The organism is Agromyces zhanjiangensis (assembly GCF_040496055.1).
GTDB classification, from domain to species: Bacteria; Actinomycetota; Actinomycetes; order Actinomycetales; family Microbacteriaceae; genus Agromyces; species Agromyces zhanjiangensis.
Genome location: NZ_JBEPKB010000001.1, coordinates 264,519 through 282,271, shown reverse-complemented (window position 1 = coordinate 282,271; position 17,753 = coordinate 264,519). Strand labels below are relative to the sequence as shown.

Annotated in this window: 20 protein-coding genes; 12 read left to right on the top strand and 8 right to left on the bottom strand. The window is 72.0% G+C overall.

Translation table 11 applies throughout. From position 1 onward, the window contains the following. Window positions 1–151: 151 nt before the first annotated feature. The 6 genes from ABME02_RS01315 (at window position 152) to ABME02_RS01290 (ending at window position 6,429) form a co-directional block, all read left to right on the top strand. Window positions 152–1,387, top strand: a complete 1,236-nt coding sequence (locus ABME02_RS01315) for an ABC transporter substrate-binding protein (protein WP_353813457.1) — start codon at window positions 152–154, stop codon at window positions 1,385–1,387. Between the two features lie 136 nt (window positions 1,388–1,523). Then, a complete protein-coding gene (locus ABME02_RS01310) occupies window positions 1,524–2,378 on the top strand; it encodes a carbohydrate ABC transporter permease (protein ID WP_353813821.1) in 855 nt (284 codons plus the stop codon). Next, window positions 2,378–3,304: a carbohydrate ABC transporter permease gene (locus ABME02_RS01305; protein WP_353813456.1), complete on the top strand. Its 927-nt coding sequence runs from the start codon at window positions 2,378–2,380 to the stop codon at window positions 3,302–3,304. The genes ABME02_RS01310 and ABME02_RS01305 overlap by 1 nt, the downstream gene beginning before the upstream one ends. A gap of 84 nt (window positions 3,305–3,388) precedes the next feature. After that, on the top strand, window positions 3,389–5,056 hold the full coding sequence (locus ABME02_RS01300) for a glycoside hydrolase family 13 protein (RefSeq protein WP_353813455.1): 1,668 nt from the start codon (window positions 3,389–3,391) through the stop codon (window positions 5,054–5,056). 51 nt (window positions 5,057–5,107) lie between these two features. Further along, complete coding sequence (locus ABME02_RS01295) at window positions 5,108–5,713, top strand: class I SAM-dependent methyltransferase (RefSeq protein ID WP_353813454.1); 606 nt, start codon at window positions 5,108–5,110, stop codon at window positions 5,711–5,713. Continuing rightward, window positions 5,710–6,429: an NAD-dependent deacylase gene (locus ABME02_RS01290; RefSeq protein WP_353813453.1), complete on the top strand. Its 720-nt coding sequence runs from the start codon at window positions 5,710–5,712 to the stop codon at window positions 6,427–6,429. Before ABME02_RS01295 ends, ABME02_RS01290 begins: the two co-directional genes overlap by 4 nt. 225 nt (window positions 6,430–6,654) lie before the next feature. On the opposite strand, the gene ABME02_RS01285 is transcribed toward ABME02_RS01290, so the two are convergent. Next, window positions 6,655–7,392, bottom strand: a complete 738-nt coding sequence (locus tag ABME02_RS01285) for an EI24 domain-containing protein (protein ID WP_353813452.1) — start codon at window positions 7,390–7,392, stop codon at window positions 6,655–6,657. A gap of 168 nt (window positions 7,393–7,560) precedes the next feature. Here ABME02_RS01285 and ABME02_RS01280 point away from each other — a divergent pair, with 168 nt between their 5' ends. The 4 genes from ABME02_RS01280 to ABME02_RS01265 are packed head-to-tail and all read left to right on the top strand — an operon-like array spanning window position 7,561 to window position 10,070. After that, a complete protein-coding gene (locus ABME02_RS01280; protein ID WP_353813451.1) occupies window positions 7,561–8,502 on the top strand; it encodes a cytochrome b/b6 domain-containing protein in 942 nt (313 codons plus the stop codon). Window positions 8,503–8,534: 32 nt separating this feature from the next. After that, window positions 8,535–8,960 (top strand): DoxX family protein, encoded by a 426-nt coding sequence (locus tag ABME02_RS01275; protein WP_353813450.1) that lies wholly within the window; start codon window positions 8,535–8,537, stop codon window positions 8,958–8,960. Between the two features lie 25 nt (window positions 8,961–8,985). Next, window positions 8,986–9,180, top strand: a complete 195-nt coding sequence (locus tag ABME02_RS01270) for a hypothetical protein (protein ID WP_353813449.1) — start codon at window positions 8,986–8,988, stop codon at window positions 9,178–9,180. Window positions 9,181–9,191: 11 nt separating this feature from the next. Next, window positions 9,192–10,070 (top strand): alpha/beta fold hydrolase, encoded by an 879-nt coding sequence (locus ABME02_RS01265; protein ID WP_353813448.1) that lies wholly within the window; start codon window positions 9,192–9,194, stop codon window positions 10,068–10,070. On the opposite strand, the gene ABME02_RS01260 is transcribed toward ABME02_RS01265, so the two are convergent. The 6 genes from ABME02_RS01260 to speB all read right to left on the bottom strand — a co-directional run bounded on the left by ABME02_RS01260 (window position 10,067) and on the right by speB (window position 15,240). Further along, window positions 10,067–11,134 (bottom strand): PHP domain-containing protein, encoded by a 1,068-nt coding sequence (locus tag ABME02_RS01260; RefSeq protein ID WP_353813447.1) that lies wholly within the window; start codon window positions 11,132–11,134, stop codon window positions 10,067–10,069. The genes ABME02_RS01265 and ABME02_RS01260 overlap by 4 nt on opposite strands. A gap of 176 nt (window positions 11,135–11,310) precedes the next feature. After that, entirely contained in the window at window positions 11,311–11,682 is a 372-nt protein-coding gene (locus ABME02_RS01255) for a VOC family protein (protein ID WP_353813446.1), read from the bottom strand. 45 nt (window positions 11,683–11,727) lie between these two features. After that, the gene (locus ABME02_RS01250; protein ID WP_436408224.1) at window positions 11,728–12,342 is read right to left on the bottom strand and encodes a cyclase family protein; all 615 of its coding nucleotides are present in this window, start codon (window positions 12,340–12,342) and stop codon (window positions 11,728–11,730) included. A gap of 41 nt (window positions 12,343–12,383) precedes the next feature. After that, window positions 12,384–13,766, bottom strand: a complete 1,383-nt coding sequence (locus tag ABME02_RS01245) for a purine-cytosine permease family protein (protein ID WP_353813444.1) — start codon at window positions 13,764–13,766, stop codon at window positions 12,384–12,386. A gap of 31 nt (window positions 13,767–13,797) precedes the next feature. After that, the gene (locus ABME02_RS01240) at window positions 13,798–14,217 is read right to left on the bottom strand and encodes a YybH family protein (RefSeq protein WP_353813443.1); all 420 of its coding nucleotides are present in this window, start codon (window positions 14,215–14,217) and stop codon (window positions 13,798–13,800) included. Window positions 14,218–14,283: 66 nt separating this feature from the next. Next, window positions 14,284–15,240: an agmatinase gene (gene speB, locus ABME02_RS01235; protein WP_353813442.1), complete on the bottom strand. Its 957-nt coding sequence runs from the start codon at window positions 15,238–15,240 to the stop codon at window positions 14,284–14,286. A gap of 115 nt (window positions 15,241–15,355) precedes the next feature. Between speB and ABME02_RS01230 the strand changes: the two genes are divergently transcribed. Together ABME02_RS01230 and ABME02_RS01225 are read left to right on the top strand one after the other, a co-directional pair. Continuing rightward, the gene (locus ABME02_RS01230; RefSeq protein ID WP_353813441.1) at window positions 15,356–15,940 is read left to right on the top strand and encodes a helix-turn-helix domain-containing protein; all 585 of its coding nucleotides are present in this window, start codon (window positions 15,356–15,358) and stop codon (window positions 15,938–15,940) included. 86 nt (window positions 15,941–16,026) lie between these two features. Next, window positions 16,027–17,214, top strand: coding sequence for an AI-2E family transporter (locus ABME02_RS01225; RefSeq protein ID WP_353813440.1), 1,188 nt, complete (start codon window positions 16,027–16,029; stop codon window positions 17,212–17,214). Between the two features lie 46 nt (window positions 17,215–17,260). Here the strand turns inward: ABME02_RS01225 and ABME02_RS01220 are convergent, their stop codons facing one another. After that, complete coding sequence (locus tag ABME02_RS01220; RefSeq protein ID WP_353813439.1) at window positions 17,261–17,698, bottom strand: NUDIX hydrolase; 438 nt, start codon at window positions 17,696–17,698, stop codon at window positions 17,261–17,263. Between the last annotated feature and the right edge of the window lie 55 nt (window positions 17,699–17,753).

Sequence of the window (17,753 nt, the reverse complement as noted above, 5' to 3'; positions counted from 1 at the left end):
CGACACAAAGTAAATCTACATCCTAGATTTAGTCAGTCCGTCAGGGTCGACGCGCCGGCACGTGTCGCCCTCGAGATCCAGGGGAGACGACGACGTGCCTCGTATCGCGACCACCAGACCCGCACCGGCCCGACGGCGCTCGCGAGCGCGCGTGCCGCTCGCCGCCGCCGCCGCGGTCGCCACGGCGCTCGCGTTCGCCGGATGCGGCTCCGCCGGCGGCGGCACCGCCGACATCACCTTCCACATGTCCAAGCCCGAGGCCATCCCGTACTTCCGCGGCCTCGTCGACGACTTCAACGCGTCGCAGGACGACGTCCGCGTCACCCTCGACACGGCGTCCAACCTCTCCGCGGGCTTCCTGCGGGGCAACCCGCCCGACGTCGGGCTGCTCAACTACAACTACGAGATGGCGCGGTTCATGGAGCGCGGCGCGCTCTCCGACCTCTCCGACATGCCCGAGGCCGACCGCATCCGACCAGAGGTGCAGGAACTCGTCGACCAGTACGCCACGTACCCGGGCCGGACGAGCATCCTGCCGTACTCGGTCGCCGCGGCATCCGTGATCTACAACGTGGAGGTCTTCGAAGAGCACGGCATCGAGGTCCCGACGACCTGGGACGAGCTGATCGCGGTGTGCGACGAGCTCGAGGCGGCCGGTGTGACGCCGATCTACAGCACGTTCAAGGACCCGTGGACCCTCGGCCAGGGCCTCTTCGACTACACCGTCGGCGGCTCCGTCGACGTGCCGGGGTTCCTCGCGCAGATGGAGGAGATCGGCACCGAGGTCGGTCCGGACTCCGAGGCGTCCTTCCAGAGGGACATCCTCGAGCCCAGCGAGCAGATGCGGCAGCTCGCCGAATACTCCAACGACGATGCGGCCAGCCGCGGCTACGGCGACGGCAACGTCGCCTTCGCGAACGGCGAGGGCGCGATGTACATGCAGGGCCCGTGGGCGCTCGGCGAGATCGCGAAGACGAACCCGGACCTCGAGCTCGCGACGTTCCCGCTGCCCTCGTCGGACGACCCCGACGACCTCAAGGTGAGGGTGAACCTCGACCTCGCCCTGTGGATCCCCGAGGCCAGCACCGAGAAGGAGGCCGCACGCCGGTTCGTGACGTACCTCATGCAGCAGGACGTGATGGACGAGTACAACGCCGAGTTCCTCGGCTTCGGCACGACGACGGATGCCGCGCCCGTCACCGACGAGCGCATCGTCCCGATGCAGGAGTACTACGACGCGGGTGCGTTCTACCAGGGCCTCTCGCGGTCGATCCCGCTCACCATCCCGATCGACAACTACATCCAGACCATGGCGACCGGCGGCGACATCCCCGCGACGCTCGCGACCATCGACGCGGACTGGGCGCGACTCGCGCTGCGCGGCTGACCGCGATTCGAAAGGACACCCCGACATGAGCACACCTGTCAGCACCGCCGCGGCGTCGGCCGGCGCACTCGTCGACGAGGCCGAGCACGGCACCGTCGACCACCTGGCGGGCAGCCGCCACGATCGGCGCGGTCGCATGCGCGTCGACCCGATCTACTACTGGTTCCTGATCCCGACGCTCGCGCTGTTCACCCTGACGATCACCGTCCCGGCGGTCCTCGGGATCTTCTACTCGTTCACGAACTTCATCGGCTTCGGAGACTGGCAGTTCACCGGGTTCACCAACTACGTCGCGGTGTTCACCGATCCGGCGATCCTCGCGAGCTACGGCTTCACGTTCGGCTTCGCGATCGTGACGGTGCTCCTCGTGAACGTCATCGCCTTCCTGCTCGCCGTGGGGCTCACGTCGCGCATCAGGCTGAAGACCCCGCTCCGAGCGGTGTTCGTGATCCCGATGGTGATCTCGGGCATCGTGATCGCCTACGTCTTCAACTTCCTGTTCTCGAACTCCCTGCCGGCGTTCGGCGCGGCCACCGGCATCCCGTGGCTGTCGGAGTCGATCCTCGCGAACCCGGACCTCGCCTGGATCTCGATCGTGATCGTGACCGCCTGGCAGTCCATCCCCGCCACCCTGCTGATCTACATCGCCGGGCTGCTCTCGATCCCGGGCGAGGTGTACGAGGCCGCCGACATCGACGGCGCCGGCGCGGCTCGCCGACTCTGGTCTGTGACGTTGCCGCTCGTCGCGGGGTACGTCGTCATCAACATCATCATCGGCTTCAAGAACTACCTCAACGTGTACGAGGTCATCGTCGGCCTGACGAACGGCGGTCCGGGCACCGCCACCCGCAGCATCGCGATGACGATCTTCACCGGCTTCACCGGCGGCGACTACGCCTACCAGATGGCGAACGCGACGATCTTCTTCATCATCGCCGTGGCCATCTCGGTCCTCCAACTCCGAATCTCCCGCGGAAGGGCGGCGAACTGATGACCCAGACAGCAGCGAAGCGGGGTCCCGCTTCCGTCTCGACCACACGCTCGAGCGACGAGGCCGTCGCCACGCGGGCGCCGCGCCGCCGAGGCCGCGTCGGCCAGGAGCGGACGAACTGGACGACCATGGTCATCCTGCTCCTCTGCGCCCTGACCGTGCTCCTCCCGCTCTACGTCACGATCTCGATGTCGCTGAAGTCGACGTCGCAGGCGGTCGACGGCAACGCGTTCTCCCTGCCGAGCCCGATCGACTTCTCCGGCTTCGCACAGGCGTGGGAGCTGACCAACTTCCCCGTCGCCTTCCTGATCTCGCTGTTCATCACCGCGGGCACCGTGGTCGGCACCGTGATCCTCGGAGCCCTCGCGTCGTACGCGATCGTGCGGAACTGGGATCACCGGGTCTTCCGCTGGTCGTTCTTCTACCTGCTGACGGCGCTGTTCCTGCCGTTCCCGGTCGTCGCGCTGCCGCAGATCCAGCTCACGGGCCTCGTCGGCCTCGCGAACCCGGTCGGCGTCATCATCCTGAAGATCATGTTCGAGCTGTCGTTCAGCATCCTGCTGTTCACGGCGTTCCTCCGCTCGATCCCGCTCGAGCTCGAGGAGAGCGCCCGCATCGACGGCGCCACCACGTGGCAGACGTTCCGGCGGCTGATCTTCCCGCTGCTGGCGCCGATGAGCGCGACGGTCGCGATCTTCGCGTTCCTCGCGTCGTGGAACGACTTCATGATGCCGTCGCTGATCATCGCCGACTCCGCCCAGCAGACGCTCCCGGTCGTGCAGTCGATCTTCCAGACGCAGTTCAGCAACAACTACAACGTGTCGTTCGCGTCGTACCTCATGGCGATGGCGCCCGCGATCATCGTCTACCTCTTCACGCAGCGCTGGGTCATGGAAGGCGTGACCCAGGGCGCGGTGAAGGGCTGAGCGGCCCGTCCCGTCCGCCTGCCCGCCTCCACCGTCCCGGCTCCCACCCACCGACCCCCGTCCGACGAGAGGACCCGCACCGCGATGAGCGACGTGCTCGCACGCCCCGACCGACGCCGTACCCACGACGACGACGCCCATTGGTGGCGCCAGGCGGCGGTGTACCAGATCTACCCCCGCAGCTTCACCGACGCCGACGGCGACGGGATCGGCGACCTCCGCGGCATCCGCGCCCGCGTGCCGTACCTGGAGGCCCTCGGCATCGACGCCGTCTGGCTCAGCCCGTTCTACCCCTCGGCGCTGGCCGACGGGGGGTACGACGTCGACGACTACCGCGACGTCGATCCGAGACTCGGCACGCTCGCCGACTTCGACGACCTCGTCGAGGCGCTCCACCAGGCCGGCATCCGCGTGATCATCGACATCGTGCCGAACCACACGTCCGACCGCCACGAGTGGTTCCGCGAGGCGCTCGCCGCCCCGCGCGGCTCGGCCGCCCGCGCCCGCTACGTCTTCCGTGACGGGCTCGGCCCCGGCGGATCGCTGCCGCCCGCCGACTGGACCAGCGCGTTCGGCGGGCCCGCGTGGGAGCCCGTCGGCGACGGCCAGTGGTACCTGCACTACTTCGCGACCGAGCAGCCCGACCTCAACTGGGACAACCGCGAGGTGCGCGACGACTTCCTGCACACCCTGCGCTTCTGGTCGGACCGCGGCGTCGACGGGTTCCGCATCGACGTCGCGCACGGCCTCGCGAAGCGCCTCGACGACGAACTGCCCGACCAGGCGACGCTCGACGCGCTGCCGCGCGACGGCGCCCACCCGCTGTGGGACCGCGACGAGGTCCACGAGATCTACGCCGAGTGGCGTCGCGTGTTCGACGAGTACACGCCGCCGCGCACCGCGGTCGCGGAGGCCTGGGTGGAGACTCACCGGCGGCCCCGCTACGCGAGCGTCGAAGGGCTCGGACAGGCCTTCAACTTCGACCTGCTCGAGGCGACGTTCGACGCGGCCCGGTTCCGCCGCATCGTCGACGCCAACCTCGCGCTCGCCGCGGCATCGGGATCGTCGACGACGTGGGTGCTCTCGAACCACGACGTCGTCCGGCATGCGACGCGCTACGGGCTCCCCGAGCCGTCGGTGCCCGGCGAGAAGCACGGCGGGGCGTGGCTGCTCTCGGGCGGGACGACCCCCGAGCTCGACCGCGAGCGAGGCCTGCGCCGCGCCCGCGCTGCCAGCCTCCTCGTGTTCGCCCTGCCGGGCTCGGCCTACCTGTACCAGGGCGAGGAGCTCGGGCTGCCCGAGGTCGCCGACATCCCCGCCTCGCAGCGACAGGACCCCGCGTACTTCCGGAACCCGGGGGTCGACATCGGCCGCGACGGATGCCGCGTGCCGCTGCCGTGGACGGCCGAGGGCGACTCGTTCGGCTTCGGCCCCGACGGTGCGCACCTGCCGCAGCCGGCCTGGTTCGGCGAGTACGCGGCCGACGGCCAGGTCGACGACCCGGCATCGAGCCTGTCGATGTACCGTCGCGCGCTCGCACTCCGCCACGACCTCCAGGGGGCGGAGGAACTCGACTGGGTGCCGACCCCGGACCCGGACGTCATGCACTTCCGGCGACCCGGCGGCTGGGAGGTCGTGGCCAACTTCGGCACCGAGCCGGTGGCACTGCCGGCGGGCTCGGTGCTCGTCGCGAGCGGCGACCTCGGCGACGGCGTGCTGCCCGGCGAGACGACGGTCTGGCTGCGCCGCTGACCGCCCGGCCCGCCGCTTGACGATCGGGGCGCCGCGTGGTCGCATGACGTGATGGATGCCGCGCGGCCCCCGCTCATCACCGACGACGACCTCGACGACCTCGAGCGCGAGGCGATCGGGGGCGTCCGAGGCCGGGTCCTCGAGATCGGCGCCGGCGAGGGGGAGAACTTCGGCGCGTTCGACCCCGCGGTCGAGTGGGTCGGGCTCGAGCCCGACTCGGAGCGTCGCGCCGAGCTCGCCCAGCGGGCCCGCGAGTGGAAGCACGAGCAGGCCCCGCTCGACGCCGTCGCCGAGCGGATCCCGCTGCCCGACGCATCCGTCGACGCGGTCGTCGGCACCTACGTGCTGTGCTCGGTCACCGACCAGGCGGCCGCGCTCGCCGAGGTGCGACGGGTGCTGCGACCCGGCGGCACCGTCGTGTTCGTCGACCACGTCGTCGCGCCGCCCGGCACGCTGAAGCGCGGCATCCAGCGCGCGGTCACGCCGTTGTCGACGCGGTTCTGCCACGGCTGCCACTGGGACCGCGACACGGGGGCCGCGCTCGCCGAGGCCGGCTTCGAGGTCGATGAGGCGCGCCTGGTGCGAGTGCCGTCGTTCCCGTTCGGGCCGACCCGCGTGCTCGTCTTCCGCGGGCGTGCGCCCGAGGCCGTCGCGTGACCACGGGCGTCGGCGGCGCGCCTCGGATCGTGGTCCTCACCGGCGCCGGGATCTCCGCCGAGAGCGGCGTGCCGACCTTCCGCGACGCGGGCGGGCTCTGGGAGGGGCACCGGGTCGAGGACGTCGCGACCCCGGAGGCGTTCGAGAGCGACCCCGACACCGTGCAGCGCTTCTACGACGCGAGGCGCCGGGCCGTGGCATCCGTCTCCCCGAATCCCGCGCACGCGGCGCTCGCCGCACTCGAGCGCGAGCTCGGCGACGAGCTGCTCGTCGTCACGCAGAACATCGACGACCTGCACGAGCGGGCCGGCTCCGCGCGCGTGATCCACATGCACGGCGAACTCGGCCGCGTGCGCTGCGTCGCGTGCGAGGCTCGCACCGACGCACCGGGCGACCTGCAACCGGGGCCGCCGTGCCCGACCTGCGGCGAGCGGATGCTCCGCCCCGACGTGGTCTGGTTCGGCGAGATGCCCGACGGCCTCGACGAGATCGACGTTGCGCTCGCGGGATGCGAGGCGTTCGTGGCGATCGGGACCTCGGGGGCGGTGTTCCCGGCGGCCGGCTTCGTGCTGACCGCTGCCGCGTTCGGCGCGACGACGCTCGAGCTCAACCTCGACGAGAGCGAGGTCACGGCGTGCTTCGCCGAGACGCGGCTCGGGCTCGCGAGCGTGCTCGTCCCCGAGTGGGTCGACGAGGTGCTGGCCGCCCAGCGCTGACCCGAGCGACGACGGATGCCGCGGTGCGTGGGCGGCCGCCGCGACATCCGCCGCCGGGTCTTCCATCCCCGGTCGAACCCTCGTGTCCCCCTCCGGGAGCTCGTCCGGATGCCGGCGGAGCCTCGCGCCGCGCCGCGAGCGACGTGGCGCGAGGGTGACCCGCCATCACCTACTTCCTGCGCACGCTGCGTATCGGATGCACCCGCTCGGAAATCCGCTCGGCGGTCAGCGCGACGGCTCGACCGCTGCCGACCTCGCGAGCAGCGTCGCCCCGGCGACCGCGGCCGGCATCGTCGCGATCGCGCCGAGCGGCACGAGGAAGCAGAGCTGCGTGGCGACCCCGAAGCCGAGGAACCGCCAGCGATTCGCGCGGAGCAGCGCGCGTCGGTGCTCCGCCGGGATGCCGCGCGCGTCGAGTGCGCGCGCCGTGAGCTCGCGAGCCAGCAGGCGGCCGGTGAGCACGGCACCGAGGACGGCGGCCACCACCGTGCCCACGACCGGGACGAGGCCGACGAGCCCGACGAGCACCGCGGAGAGCAGGCCCTGAAGCACGAGCACGAGCGACCCGCGCACCCCGCTCCAGAACCCTGGAGCCTCGCCGGGCGGCGCGCCGCCGGCGTCCGCCTCGACGGCCGCCCAGATGCGCTCGTAGAACGGGTCGCCGACGATGAGCGTGAGCGCCGTGAACGTCACGAACGCCAGCACCGCCGCCCCCGCGAACACGACGACCGCGACGAGCGTGCGGAATGCGAGCCGCCAGAACTCCTGCCAGGCGTCGGCGAACGGAGTGGCGAGGTCGACCAGGCCGGGCAGCCCGACGCCGAGCGCCACGAGCCCCCACACGAGCAGGGTGAACACGATGGCCGCGGGCACCAGCCCGAGCAGCATCACGCCCGGATCGCGCCGCCAGAACGCGAATCCGCGCAGCAGCATGCGGGCCCCGTCGACCAGATCGTGCAGCATCGGGCCAGCATAGGTCGGGCCTCGGGTGCGACGCGGTGTTGCGCGCGCGTCACCCGCTCCCAGCCGACGGCGATATCGTCGGAGGCATCCGTTTCACGCCCGGTGCGCGCCCGCGCCGCCCGGCAGCCGGCCGACGCCGGCATCCGTTGGAGAAGGACCCGACGCCGCATGACCACGACCCCCACGACGTCCGCCCGCGCCGCCGAATGGTGGAGGGCGCAGCGCACGCGCGTGCTGTGGGGCCTCGCGATCGCGCTCGTGGCGTTCGTTGTGGTCGTCGTGATCGCCCGGCTGCTCGTCGCGCTGCCGGCCGTCGCGGCGTTCGTCGACGCCTACCCGGGCATCGTCCCGCCCCCCGAGGGCACCCCGGTCGGCATCCCCTGGTGGCTCGGCTGGCAGCACTTCCTCAATTCGTTCTTCCTCGTACTGCTCGTCAAGACCGGGCTCGAGCTCCGCGGCAGGCGTCGCCCACCCGGCTTCTGGACGCGCGACAACACGCGCTGGCCGCGCACGAAGCGCGCGCCTCGACGGCTCGGCATCTGGCTCTGGTTCCACCTGTGGCTCGACGCCCTCTGGATCCTCGTCGGCATCACATACGTCGTGCTGCTCTTCGCGACCGGGCAGTGGCTCCGGATCGTTCCGACCGACTGGGCCGTGGTCCCCAACGCGATCTCCGCCGCGCTGCAGTACGCGTCGCTCGAGTGGCCGACCGAGGACTCGTGGGTCGTGTACAACGCCCTGCAGCAGCTCGCGTACTTCGCGGTCGTGTTCGTCGCGGCGCCGCTCGCGTTCATCACCGGGCTGCGGCTGTCGTCGATCTGGCCCGTCGAGGGGCGCTGGGCGTCGGCGAGGACCGAGCGGATGGCTCGTGCCGTCCACTACCCGGTGATGCTGTTCTTCCTCGCCTTCACGTTCGTGCACGTCGTGCTCGTGCTCTCGACGGGCGCCCTTCGGAAGCTCAACCAGATGTACGCGGCGCGCGACGCCGACGACTGGGTCGGATTCGCGATCTTCGCCCTGTCGGTCGTCGTGATGGTGGTCGCGTGGGTCGCCGCGACGCCGCCGCGACTGAAGCGCATCGCCGCGAGGTCGGGGCGCGTGCAGGGCTGACAGCGTCGGCGGCCCTGCCTAGGCTCGAGCGCATGACCCGATCGCCCTCAGTGCCGCCGTCGACGCCCGCGCGGAGCGCGGGTCGCTGGTTCCTCGCCGCGAGCCTCGCCTTCGCGGGCGTGTCCCACCTCACCTGGGCCCGGCGCGAGTTCCGTGCGCAGGTGCCGCCGTGGGTGCCCATGGACGCCGACGCGGTCGTCGTCGGCTCGGGCGTCGTCGAGGTCGGGCTCAGCGCCGCGCTCGTGGCGCTCCCGCGGGAGCGATCGCGCGTCGGCTGGATCGTCGCGGCCTTCTTCGCGGCCGTGTTCCCCGGCAACGTCGCGCAGTGGCGCGAGCGACGCGACGCGTTCGGGCTGACGACCGACCGCGCGCGGTTCGTTCGCCTCTGGTTCCAGCCGCTGCTCATCGCGCTCGCGCTCTGGTCCACACGGGCGCCGCGTGAGGCGCGGGCGCGCTGAGCCGGGGCCGGGCTAGGCTCGAAGGATGAGCCGCACCGTCTGGACCGTCCTCGGCGTCATCGCCGCCGTCGTGATCGCATGGGTCCTCGTCGACGTGGTCTTCAGCGTGCTGTGGTTCGTCGTGAAGCTGGCCATCGTGGCCGTCGTCGCGATCGCCGTGTTCTTCTGGCTGAGGTGGCTGGTGACCCGTCGCGACGACCGTCGAGCGGTCGAGCGATAGCCGACGATCGCGTGGAGACGACGACCGTCGACGTGTCGTCGCCGCACGGCGGCGTCGTGCGGGCCTTCGACACCGGCGCGCCGCCGCCTGGAGCGCCGGTCGTGGTCTGGCACGGGGGGTCGCCGCACACGGGTGAGCCGCTCGAGCCGCTCGTCGCGGCAGCGCGGGCGCGCGGCATCCGGCTCGTCACGTTCGCGCGCCCCGGGTACGGCGGATCCACAGCCCGGCCAGGACGGGACGTGGCCTCCGTCGCCGGCGACGTCGACGCGATCGCCGACGCGCTCGGCCTCGATCGCTTCGCCGTCATGGGGTACTCGGGCGGCGGGCCGCACGCACTCGCGTGCGCCGCGCTGCTGCCCGACCGCGTCACGGCGGTCGCCGTGCTCGCGAGCCCCGCGCCGTTCGGGGGCGACGAGTGGTACGTCGGCATGCACGACCCGGGTGCACTGCGCGCGGCGGCCGTCTCGCGCGCGGAGCGCCTGCGGTACGCCGAGACCGACGAATTCGACCCGGCGCAGTTCATCGACAGCGACTTCGCCGCGCTCGGCGGCGAGTGGGGTGCGGTCGGTCGTGATGCCGGGCGAGCGGAATCGGCGGGTCCGGGCGGACTCGTGGACGACGACGTGGCGTTCACGCGGGACTGGGGCTTCGACCCCGCCGAGGTGCGGGTGCCGACGCTCCTCGTGCAGGGCGAGCTCGACCGCGTGATCCCGCGCCCGCACGCCGTGCGCCTCGTCGCCGGCCTGCGCGGCGCGCGGCTGTGGATGCGACTCGACGACGGCCATGTCGCGGTGCTCGGCGTGGTGCCCGAGGTGCTCGACTGGCTGGTGGAGCGCTCGGACGGGAGCCCGGGTCCCGGGTCGGCCGGTCGGGGCCGCTCCGACGGCTAGCGGGCGACCCGTTTCTTCGACCCCGCCCAGTCGACGAGCCGGTCGGCGTCCCAGGTCGTGACGATCCGCTCGGGCGGGATCCCCGCCGCCTCGGCGCGGGCCGCGCCGAGCGCGAGGAACCCGAAATGGCCGGGCGCGTGCCCGTCGGTGTCGATCGAGAACCGGCAGCCGGCGTCCAGCGCGACGGCGATGAGGTCGTCCGGCGGGTCCTGGCGCTCCGGGCGTGAGTTGACCTCGACCGCGACGTCGTGCTCGGCGCATGCGGCGAACACGGCCTCGGCGTCGAACTCCGACTGCGGGCGCGTTCCGCGCGAGCCCTGCACGAGCCGGCCCGTGCAGTGCCCGAGCACGTTCATGCGGGGGTCGCGGATGGCGCGGAGCATCCGCTTCGTCATCTCGTCGCGCGGCGACCGCAGCTTGGAGTGCACGCTCGCGACGACCACGTCGAGGCGGTCGAGCAGGTCGGGGCGCTGGTCGAGCACGCCGTCCTCGAGGATGTCGACCTCGATGCCGGTGAGGATGCGGACGCCGAGGTCGCCGCGTTCGCGGCGCGCGTCGTCGTCGCGGTCGGGTTCGGCGAGCCCCGCGTTCAGCGCACCGACGATCTCGAGCTGCGACTCGAGCCGCTCGGGGGAGAGGCCGTTCGCGACGCGGAGCGTCGGCGAGTGGTCGGTGAGCGCGAAGTACTCGAGCCCGGCGGAGGCCGCGGCGCGCGCCATCGCGGCGATGCTCGTCGTGCCGTCCGACCAGTCCGAGTGGGCGTGCAGGTCGCCGCGGAGCAGCGACCGGAGCCCCGTCGCCACCTCGACGCCCGCCTTCTCGCGGAGGTCGGCGAGGTAGGCGGGCACCTTCCCGTCGAGTGCCTCGACGATGACGCCGAGGCTCGAGTCGCCGATGCCGGGTGTCCGCTTCAGGCGCCCGTCGGCGGCACGGGCCCGCAGTTCGTCGTCGGCCAGGGGGCCGATCGCGCCCGCCGCGCGCCGGAACGCCTTGGCCTTGAACGGGGAGGCGAGCTGCACCTCGAGCAGCGACGCGATCTCCTCCAGCGCCTGTACCGGGTCCATCGCTCCAGTCTGCCCGAGCCGGGCGTCACGGCCCGCGTTCGGGAGGAAGTTCCGGATGACACGCCGCACGGCGCGCCCGTGCCGTCGGCGCGTCGCCCGGAAACTCCTCCCGTCGGGTCGCACGTGGGGCGGGGCGGAGCAGCGGTGCGAGGCTCGCGGTCAGGTGCCCAGGGCCGTCAGCGGTGCTGGTCGACCAGCACGGGGTTGCCGTCGGGGTCGACGATGACGAAGCTGCCCGGCCCGGACCCCGTCTCGTCGACCTCGGACACGAACTCGACCCCGGCGTCGCGGAGCGCCCGCTGCAGGTCTCGCACGTCGGTGAACGGGTCGACGTCGTTCGCAGCCTGGTCCCAGCCCGGATTGAACGTGAGGAGGTTCCGTTCGAACATGCCATGGAACAGGCCGATCACGTGCGACCCGTTCCGAAGCATCAGCCACCCCTGGTCGGGTTCGCCGCCGAACGCCTCGAATCCGAGCCGCTCGTAGAACGCCCGCGATGCGGGCAGGTCGGTGACGGCCAGGCTGACGGAGAACGCGCCGAGGTCCATCGCCCCAGTGTGCTCGCGATCCGCGTCGTGCGGAACCCCGGCGGGTCAGCCGTCGAACGCGACGGCACGGACGGGTGCGCCGTCGGCGCCGAGTCGCAGCGGGAAGAACCCGACGCGCACGCGGTGCGGCAGCCCCTCCAGTCCGGTGACGTTCTCGACGATCAGGTGGTCGCCGCCGAGGACGACGTCGTGCACGGGGAACGAGGTCGTGCCCGCGGCATCCGTCGCGTCGGGGCTCAGGGTGTCGACCGCGAGGACGTGCATGCCGCGACCGACGAGCTCGGCCGCAGCGGCGGGGTCGAGCGACGGATGCCGGAGCGCCCGCCCGTCGCCGAACCACCGCCACCACCCGGTGTCGATGACGACGATCTCGGGCACGCCGTCGGGCAGGACGCCGCCGGGCGCCGCGGCCGCCAGGGCGTCGAGCCCGTAGGTCGCGCCGTCGGCGAGGCCCTCGAGGTGGAACACGAGGGCCTCGCCGACGAGCTCGTCCAGCGCGACCTCGGCCATCGTCCGACCCTCCGCGACGGTGTGGGCCGGGGCGTCGACGTGCGTCCCGGTGTGCGACCCGAGCACGAGCGCGGTGACGGCGGCGCCGTCGCGGTCGAGTTCGAGTGCCGGGGAGAGGTGCACGGTCGGGTCGCCGGGGTAGACGGTCATGCCGTCGACGATGGGGTGGCTGAGGTCGCGCATGACGGGGTTCAGGCGTCCGTCGAGACGGTCTCGCGCGAGAGGTGCTCGCTCGGCTGCGCCGTGTGGGACGCCCGCTCACGGAGCGAGAGCAGCAGGTAGAGCACGAACGTCAGCGCGAAGCCCGGGATCGTCGCGCCGATCGGCGTCGGCCACACCCAGGTCCACAGGTACACGGCGACCGCGCCGACCACCCAGGCGAGCACCGCGAGCCAGTTCACGCCGCCGCGGTACCAGTAGCGCCCGCCGCGGGAGTCGAGGATCTCGCGCGTGTACGAGCCGCGCTTCACGAGGTAGTAGTCCACGATCATGATCGCGAACACCGGGGCGAACAGCGCGCCGATCGTCACGAGGAAGGTCGTGAACTGCTCCAGCAGGCCGAAGAAGGTCGAACCGACGATCGAGACCAGGCCGAGGACCAGCGCCGTCGGCAGGAACTTCACCTTCGCGCCGGGCACCGCGTTCACGACCGAGGTGACCATGCCGTAGACGACCATCGTGTTCGTGGCCATCACCGAGGTGAAGATCACGACGGCGAGCGGCCAGCCGAACGGCTCGACGATCGTCACCGGGTCGAACGGGATCGCCTCGCCGCCGGCGAGCACCACGTACGAGATCGCGGTGGCGCCGAGCGACATGGCGATGATCGTCGAGAGGCTGTACCCGACGCCCGAGCCGATGATGCCGGCCCGGCTCGTCCGCGCGAACCGGTTGAAGTCGGCGGAGAGCACGGTCCACGAGATGGCGGTGGCGATGACGACGTCGAGCACGAGGATCGGGGTGTAGCCGATCGACTCGTCGACCGGGATCGCCTGGAACTCCGCCGGCGTGAAGGTGGTGAAGGCGGCGATGAAGATGAACGCCATGATCACGAGCATGACGCCGGCGAGCCACGGCTCGATCCTGGCGATGCCCTCGTGGCCGAAGATCGCGAGGATCACCACGATCGTCTGGCAGACGACCGCCCAGATGACCGGATTCGAGAATCCGGTGACGGAGGCGACGAGGAAGTCCAGGGCGATGCCCGCGAGCATCGCCTGCACCCAGCTCCAGCCCATGAGGATCACGACGTTCGCCGAGACCGGCAGCAGGCTGCCGCGCGTGCCGAACGGCCCGCGCGTGAGCGCCATGGTCGGCAGGCCGGTTCGCGTGCCGATGTTGCCGACCGTCACGAGCACGACGGCGCCGACGAGCGTGCCCACGATGATCAGCAGGATCGCGAGGCCGTAGTCGATGCCGGGCACGAAGAGGGTGCCGGTGAGCAGGGTGGTCACGACGAGGTTCGCCGCGAGCCAGATCATGCCGATGCGCAGCAGCGAGAGGCTGCCCTGCACCGGTCCGGCGTCGTCGGAGTTGCGTTCGAGCCGTTGCTCGAGGCGGGTGTAGAGCGACATTGCTGGTTCTCCTCGGGTGGCTTGGGGTGGGTCAGGCGACCGGATCGCGATCGGGCAGGGGGGAGAGGTGCTCGTGCACGGCCACGAGCCCGCGGGTGGGATCGATCCGGAACGCGATGGTCTCGCGCTCGCGGTAGGACTCGCGGCCCTCCGGCGTCTCGACGGTCGTGGCGACGGAGTGCGAGAAGATCGCGCCGCCGGGGAACGGCTGGACGGCCCGGTCGGTCGATTCGCACGAGACGACGCGCCATCCGCTGTCGACCCACTCGTCCCACAGCCGCTCGTAGGCGAGGCGGTCCTCGAGGCGGGCGGGTTCGGTGTGGAACACGAAGGTCGCGTCGGGGGCGAACGTCGCGAAGTAGCGTTCGCGGTCGGTCGCGGCGAAGGCCTCGACGATCGCGGATGCCGCGGCCTCGACCTCCTCGCGGGTGGGGGTGCGTGCTTCGGGCATCTGGGGGCTCCTTCGCCTCTGGTCCGTGGTCTTCGGTTCTGGGTGGGGTGGGTTCGTCGCGCCCGCTCAGCCGCGCGGCGCCATCGCGCTGATGAGCTCGTAGGCGACGTGGCTCGCGGCGACCGCCGTCAGCTGGGCGTGGTCGTACGCCGGGGCGACCTCGACCACGTCGGCACCGACGATGTTCAGGTCGGCGAGGGCGCGCAGCATCCTGAGCAGTTCGCGGCTGGTGAGCCCGCCGGCCTCGGGGGTGCCCGTGCCCGGTGCGTGGGCGGGGTCGAGCACGTCGATGTCGATCGAGATGTAGAGCGGAGCGTCGCCGACGCGGGCGCGCATGCGCTCGATCGCGTTCGCGACGCCGTGCTCCTCGAGGTACTCGCTCGTCACGATCGAGAACCCGAGCCGCTCGTCGTCCTCGAGGTCGCTCTTGGCGTAGAGCGGCCCGCGGATGCCGACGTGCATGCTGGCGGTGAGGTCGATGAGGCCCTCCTCGCTCGCGCGGCGGAACGGCGTGCCGTGCGTCGTCGGCGCCCCGAAGTAGGTGTCCCAGGTGTCGAGGTGCGCGTCGAAGTGGAGCACCGCGACCGGGCCGTGCTGGGCGTGCACCGCACGCAGCAGCGGCAGTGCGATGGTGTGGTCGCCGCCGATCGTGACGAGCTTCGCCGCACGCGACCCGAGTTCGCGAGCGCCCTCCTCGACCTGCCGGACGGCCTCGCCGATGTCGAACGGGTTGACCGCGAGGTCGCCGGCGTCGGCGACCTGCTGCGCGCCGAACGGGAACACGTCCTGTGCGGGGTTGTACGGGCGGAGCAGCCGCGACGCCTCGCGCACGTGGGCGGGGCCGAAGCGCGCGCCGGGGCGGTAGCTGACTCCCGAGTCGAACGGGACGCCGACGATCGCGACGTCCGCGCGCTCGACCTCGTCGAGGCGCGGCAGTCGCGCGAACGTGGCGATGCCCGCGAAGCGGGGGACGACGCTGGCATCCACCGGGCCGATCGGCGCGGATTCGGGAGTGTGTTGCATAGGAGACAACTTCCGGTACTGTTGAGGAAACTTGCGGGACACGCTACGCCGACGACCCCGTCCGCGTCAAGGGCGACGGATGCCGCGTGCGCGTCACTGCACGAGAGGAGTCGACGTGCGTCCGATCCATCCCTCCGCCGACGCGTCCGGCACGCCGATCGGCGCGAAGCTCCGCAGCACGCGGATCGCGCAGGGCCTCACGCTCGCGCAGGTCGCCGAGGCGACGGGGCTCAGCAAGGGCTTCCTCAGCCGGCTCGAGCGCGACGAGACGTCGCCGAGCGTCGCCACTCTCGTCCAGCTCTGCCAGGTGCTCTCCCTCCCCGTCGGCGCGCTGTTCGCGGAGCCGGAGATCCAGCACGTCCGACGCGCCGACGCGCCGCGCATCAACCTCGGCGGCGTGCACGTCGACGAGCGCCTGATGTCGCCGCGCGGCGAGGAACGGGTGCAGCTGCTCCGCTCGTCGCTCGAGCCCGGTGCGCACGGCGGCACCGACCTGTACACGGTCAACTGCGATGTCGAGGTCATGCACGTCGTCTCGGGCGCCGTCACCGTGCGCTTCGCCGACCGCACCGTCAGGCTGGAGGCGGGCGACGCGCTCACCTTCCCCGGACGCGAGCCGCACACCTGGGCGGCCGACGACGACTCGCCGGCCGAGGTCGCCTGGGTCCTCGTCCCCGCTCCGTGGAGCGGGTCGGCCTGAGTCGGGGATGCCGCGGCATCCACCGCCTCGCGGACGCACCGGGTCAAGGCCTGTGTCCGCGCGCTCACCGCGCCTAGGGTCGAGCCATGGTCCTCCGACGCCGCCCCGCCCGCGATCCAGTGCCCGGTCCGACCCCGGCCGACGAGCCGACGCGCCGCAGCATCGGCGGGCCGATCTGGAACGACCGGCTCGGCCGATGGTCGATCCGCAGCCTCCAGGTCCTCATCGTGATCGCGCTCGGCGCGCTCGCAGTCTGGGCGCTCACCCGGGTCACGCTCATCGTGATCCCCGTGCTCATCGCGCTGATCCTCGCGGCGGCCGCGAGCCCGCTGATCGCGTGGCTCCGGCGCGGGATGCCGCCGATCCTGGCCGCGTGGACCGCGCTCCTCGGCGGCATCCTCGTGCTCGGCGGGATCGTCACCGCCATCGTGTTCGCGGTCCGCTCGCAGTGGGACGACCTCGCCGACTCCGCGGTCGCGGGCTTCGAGGACCTCGTCGACTGGGTGCAGACCCTGCCGATCCCGATCGAGCAGTCGCAACTCGACGAGTGGCGCGACGGCATCCTCGACTTCGTCACGAGCGCGGAGTTCGGGCAGAGCGCCCTCACCGGCGTGTCGCAGGCGACGGAGTTCATCACCGGCCTCGTGCTGATGCTCGTCGTGCTGTTCTTCTTCCTGAAGGACGGCGACCGGATCTGGGCGTTCTTCATGCGGCCGTTCACGGGCGACCGCCTCGAGCGCGGACGCCGCGTCGGCGAGACCTCGGTCAAGGTGCTCGGCGGGTACGTCCGCGGCACGGCCATCGTCGCGCTCGTCGACGCGGTCGCGATCGGCATCGGCCTCGCGATCCTGCAGGTGCCGCTCGCGCTGCCGCTCGCGGTCATCGTGTTCCTCACGGCGTTCATCCCGCTCGTCGGCGCGACGGTCGCCGGCATCCTCGCCGCCCTCGTCGCCCTCGTCGCCAACGGCCCGATCGTCGCCCTCATCGTCGTCGCGATCGTGATCGCCGTGAACCAGCTCGAGGGCGACCTGCTCCAACCCGTCGTCATGGCGCAGTCGCTCAAGCTGCACCCGCTCGTCGTGCTCATCGCCCTGACGGCGGGCACGATCCTCGGCGGCATCGCCGGCGCCGTGCTCGCCGTCCCCCTGACCGCGGTCGGCTGGGCGATCGTCAAGGTGTGGGACGCGCCCGATCCGTCGCTCGACGAGCGCAAGCACCTGCACCTCAGGCGACGCAGGCCCGACGGATCACCGAGCCCGGCGCCGTCGGCCTGAGCCGCGGCATCCGGCTCGCCGATCGACCCACGCCCGCTGGCGCGTGCTACGCCGTGACCTCCAGCCGGTCGAGCGCGGCGACCTGCCCCTTCACCAGGAGCTCACGCGCCTCGTCGACGGGCACCCAGCGCGCCTCGTCGATCTCGGGGAAGGTCTCCATCCGCCCCGACCGCGGGGGCCACTCCAGCTCGAAGGTGCCGGGGCGGAGCTCCGCGAGCTCGAATCCCGGCGCCTCGCCCGCGAAGACGTGGAGCACCTTCTTGGCGGAGGCCCGGACCGTTCCGAGGTCGACGTAGGCGACGTCGGGCGCCGGCACGCCGACCTCCTCGGCGAACTCGCGGAACGCCGCGTCGCGCGGCTCCTCGCCGGGGTCGATGAGGCCCTTCGGCATCGACCATGCGCGCTCGTGGCGGCCGGCCCAGAAGGGACCGCCCATGTGCGCGATGAAGACCTCGAGCCCGGGGGCGTGGCGGTGCAGCAGCACGCCGGCGCTCCTCAGCGTCGTCATCGGCGCGGGACCGCGCCGATGACGGCAGGGG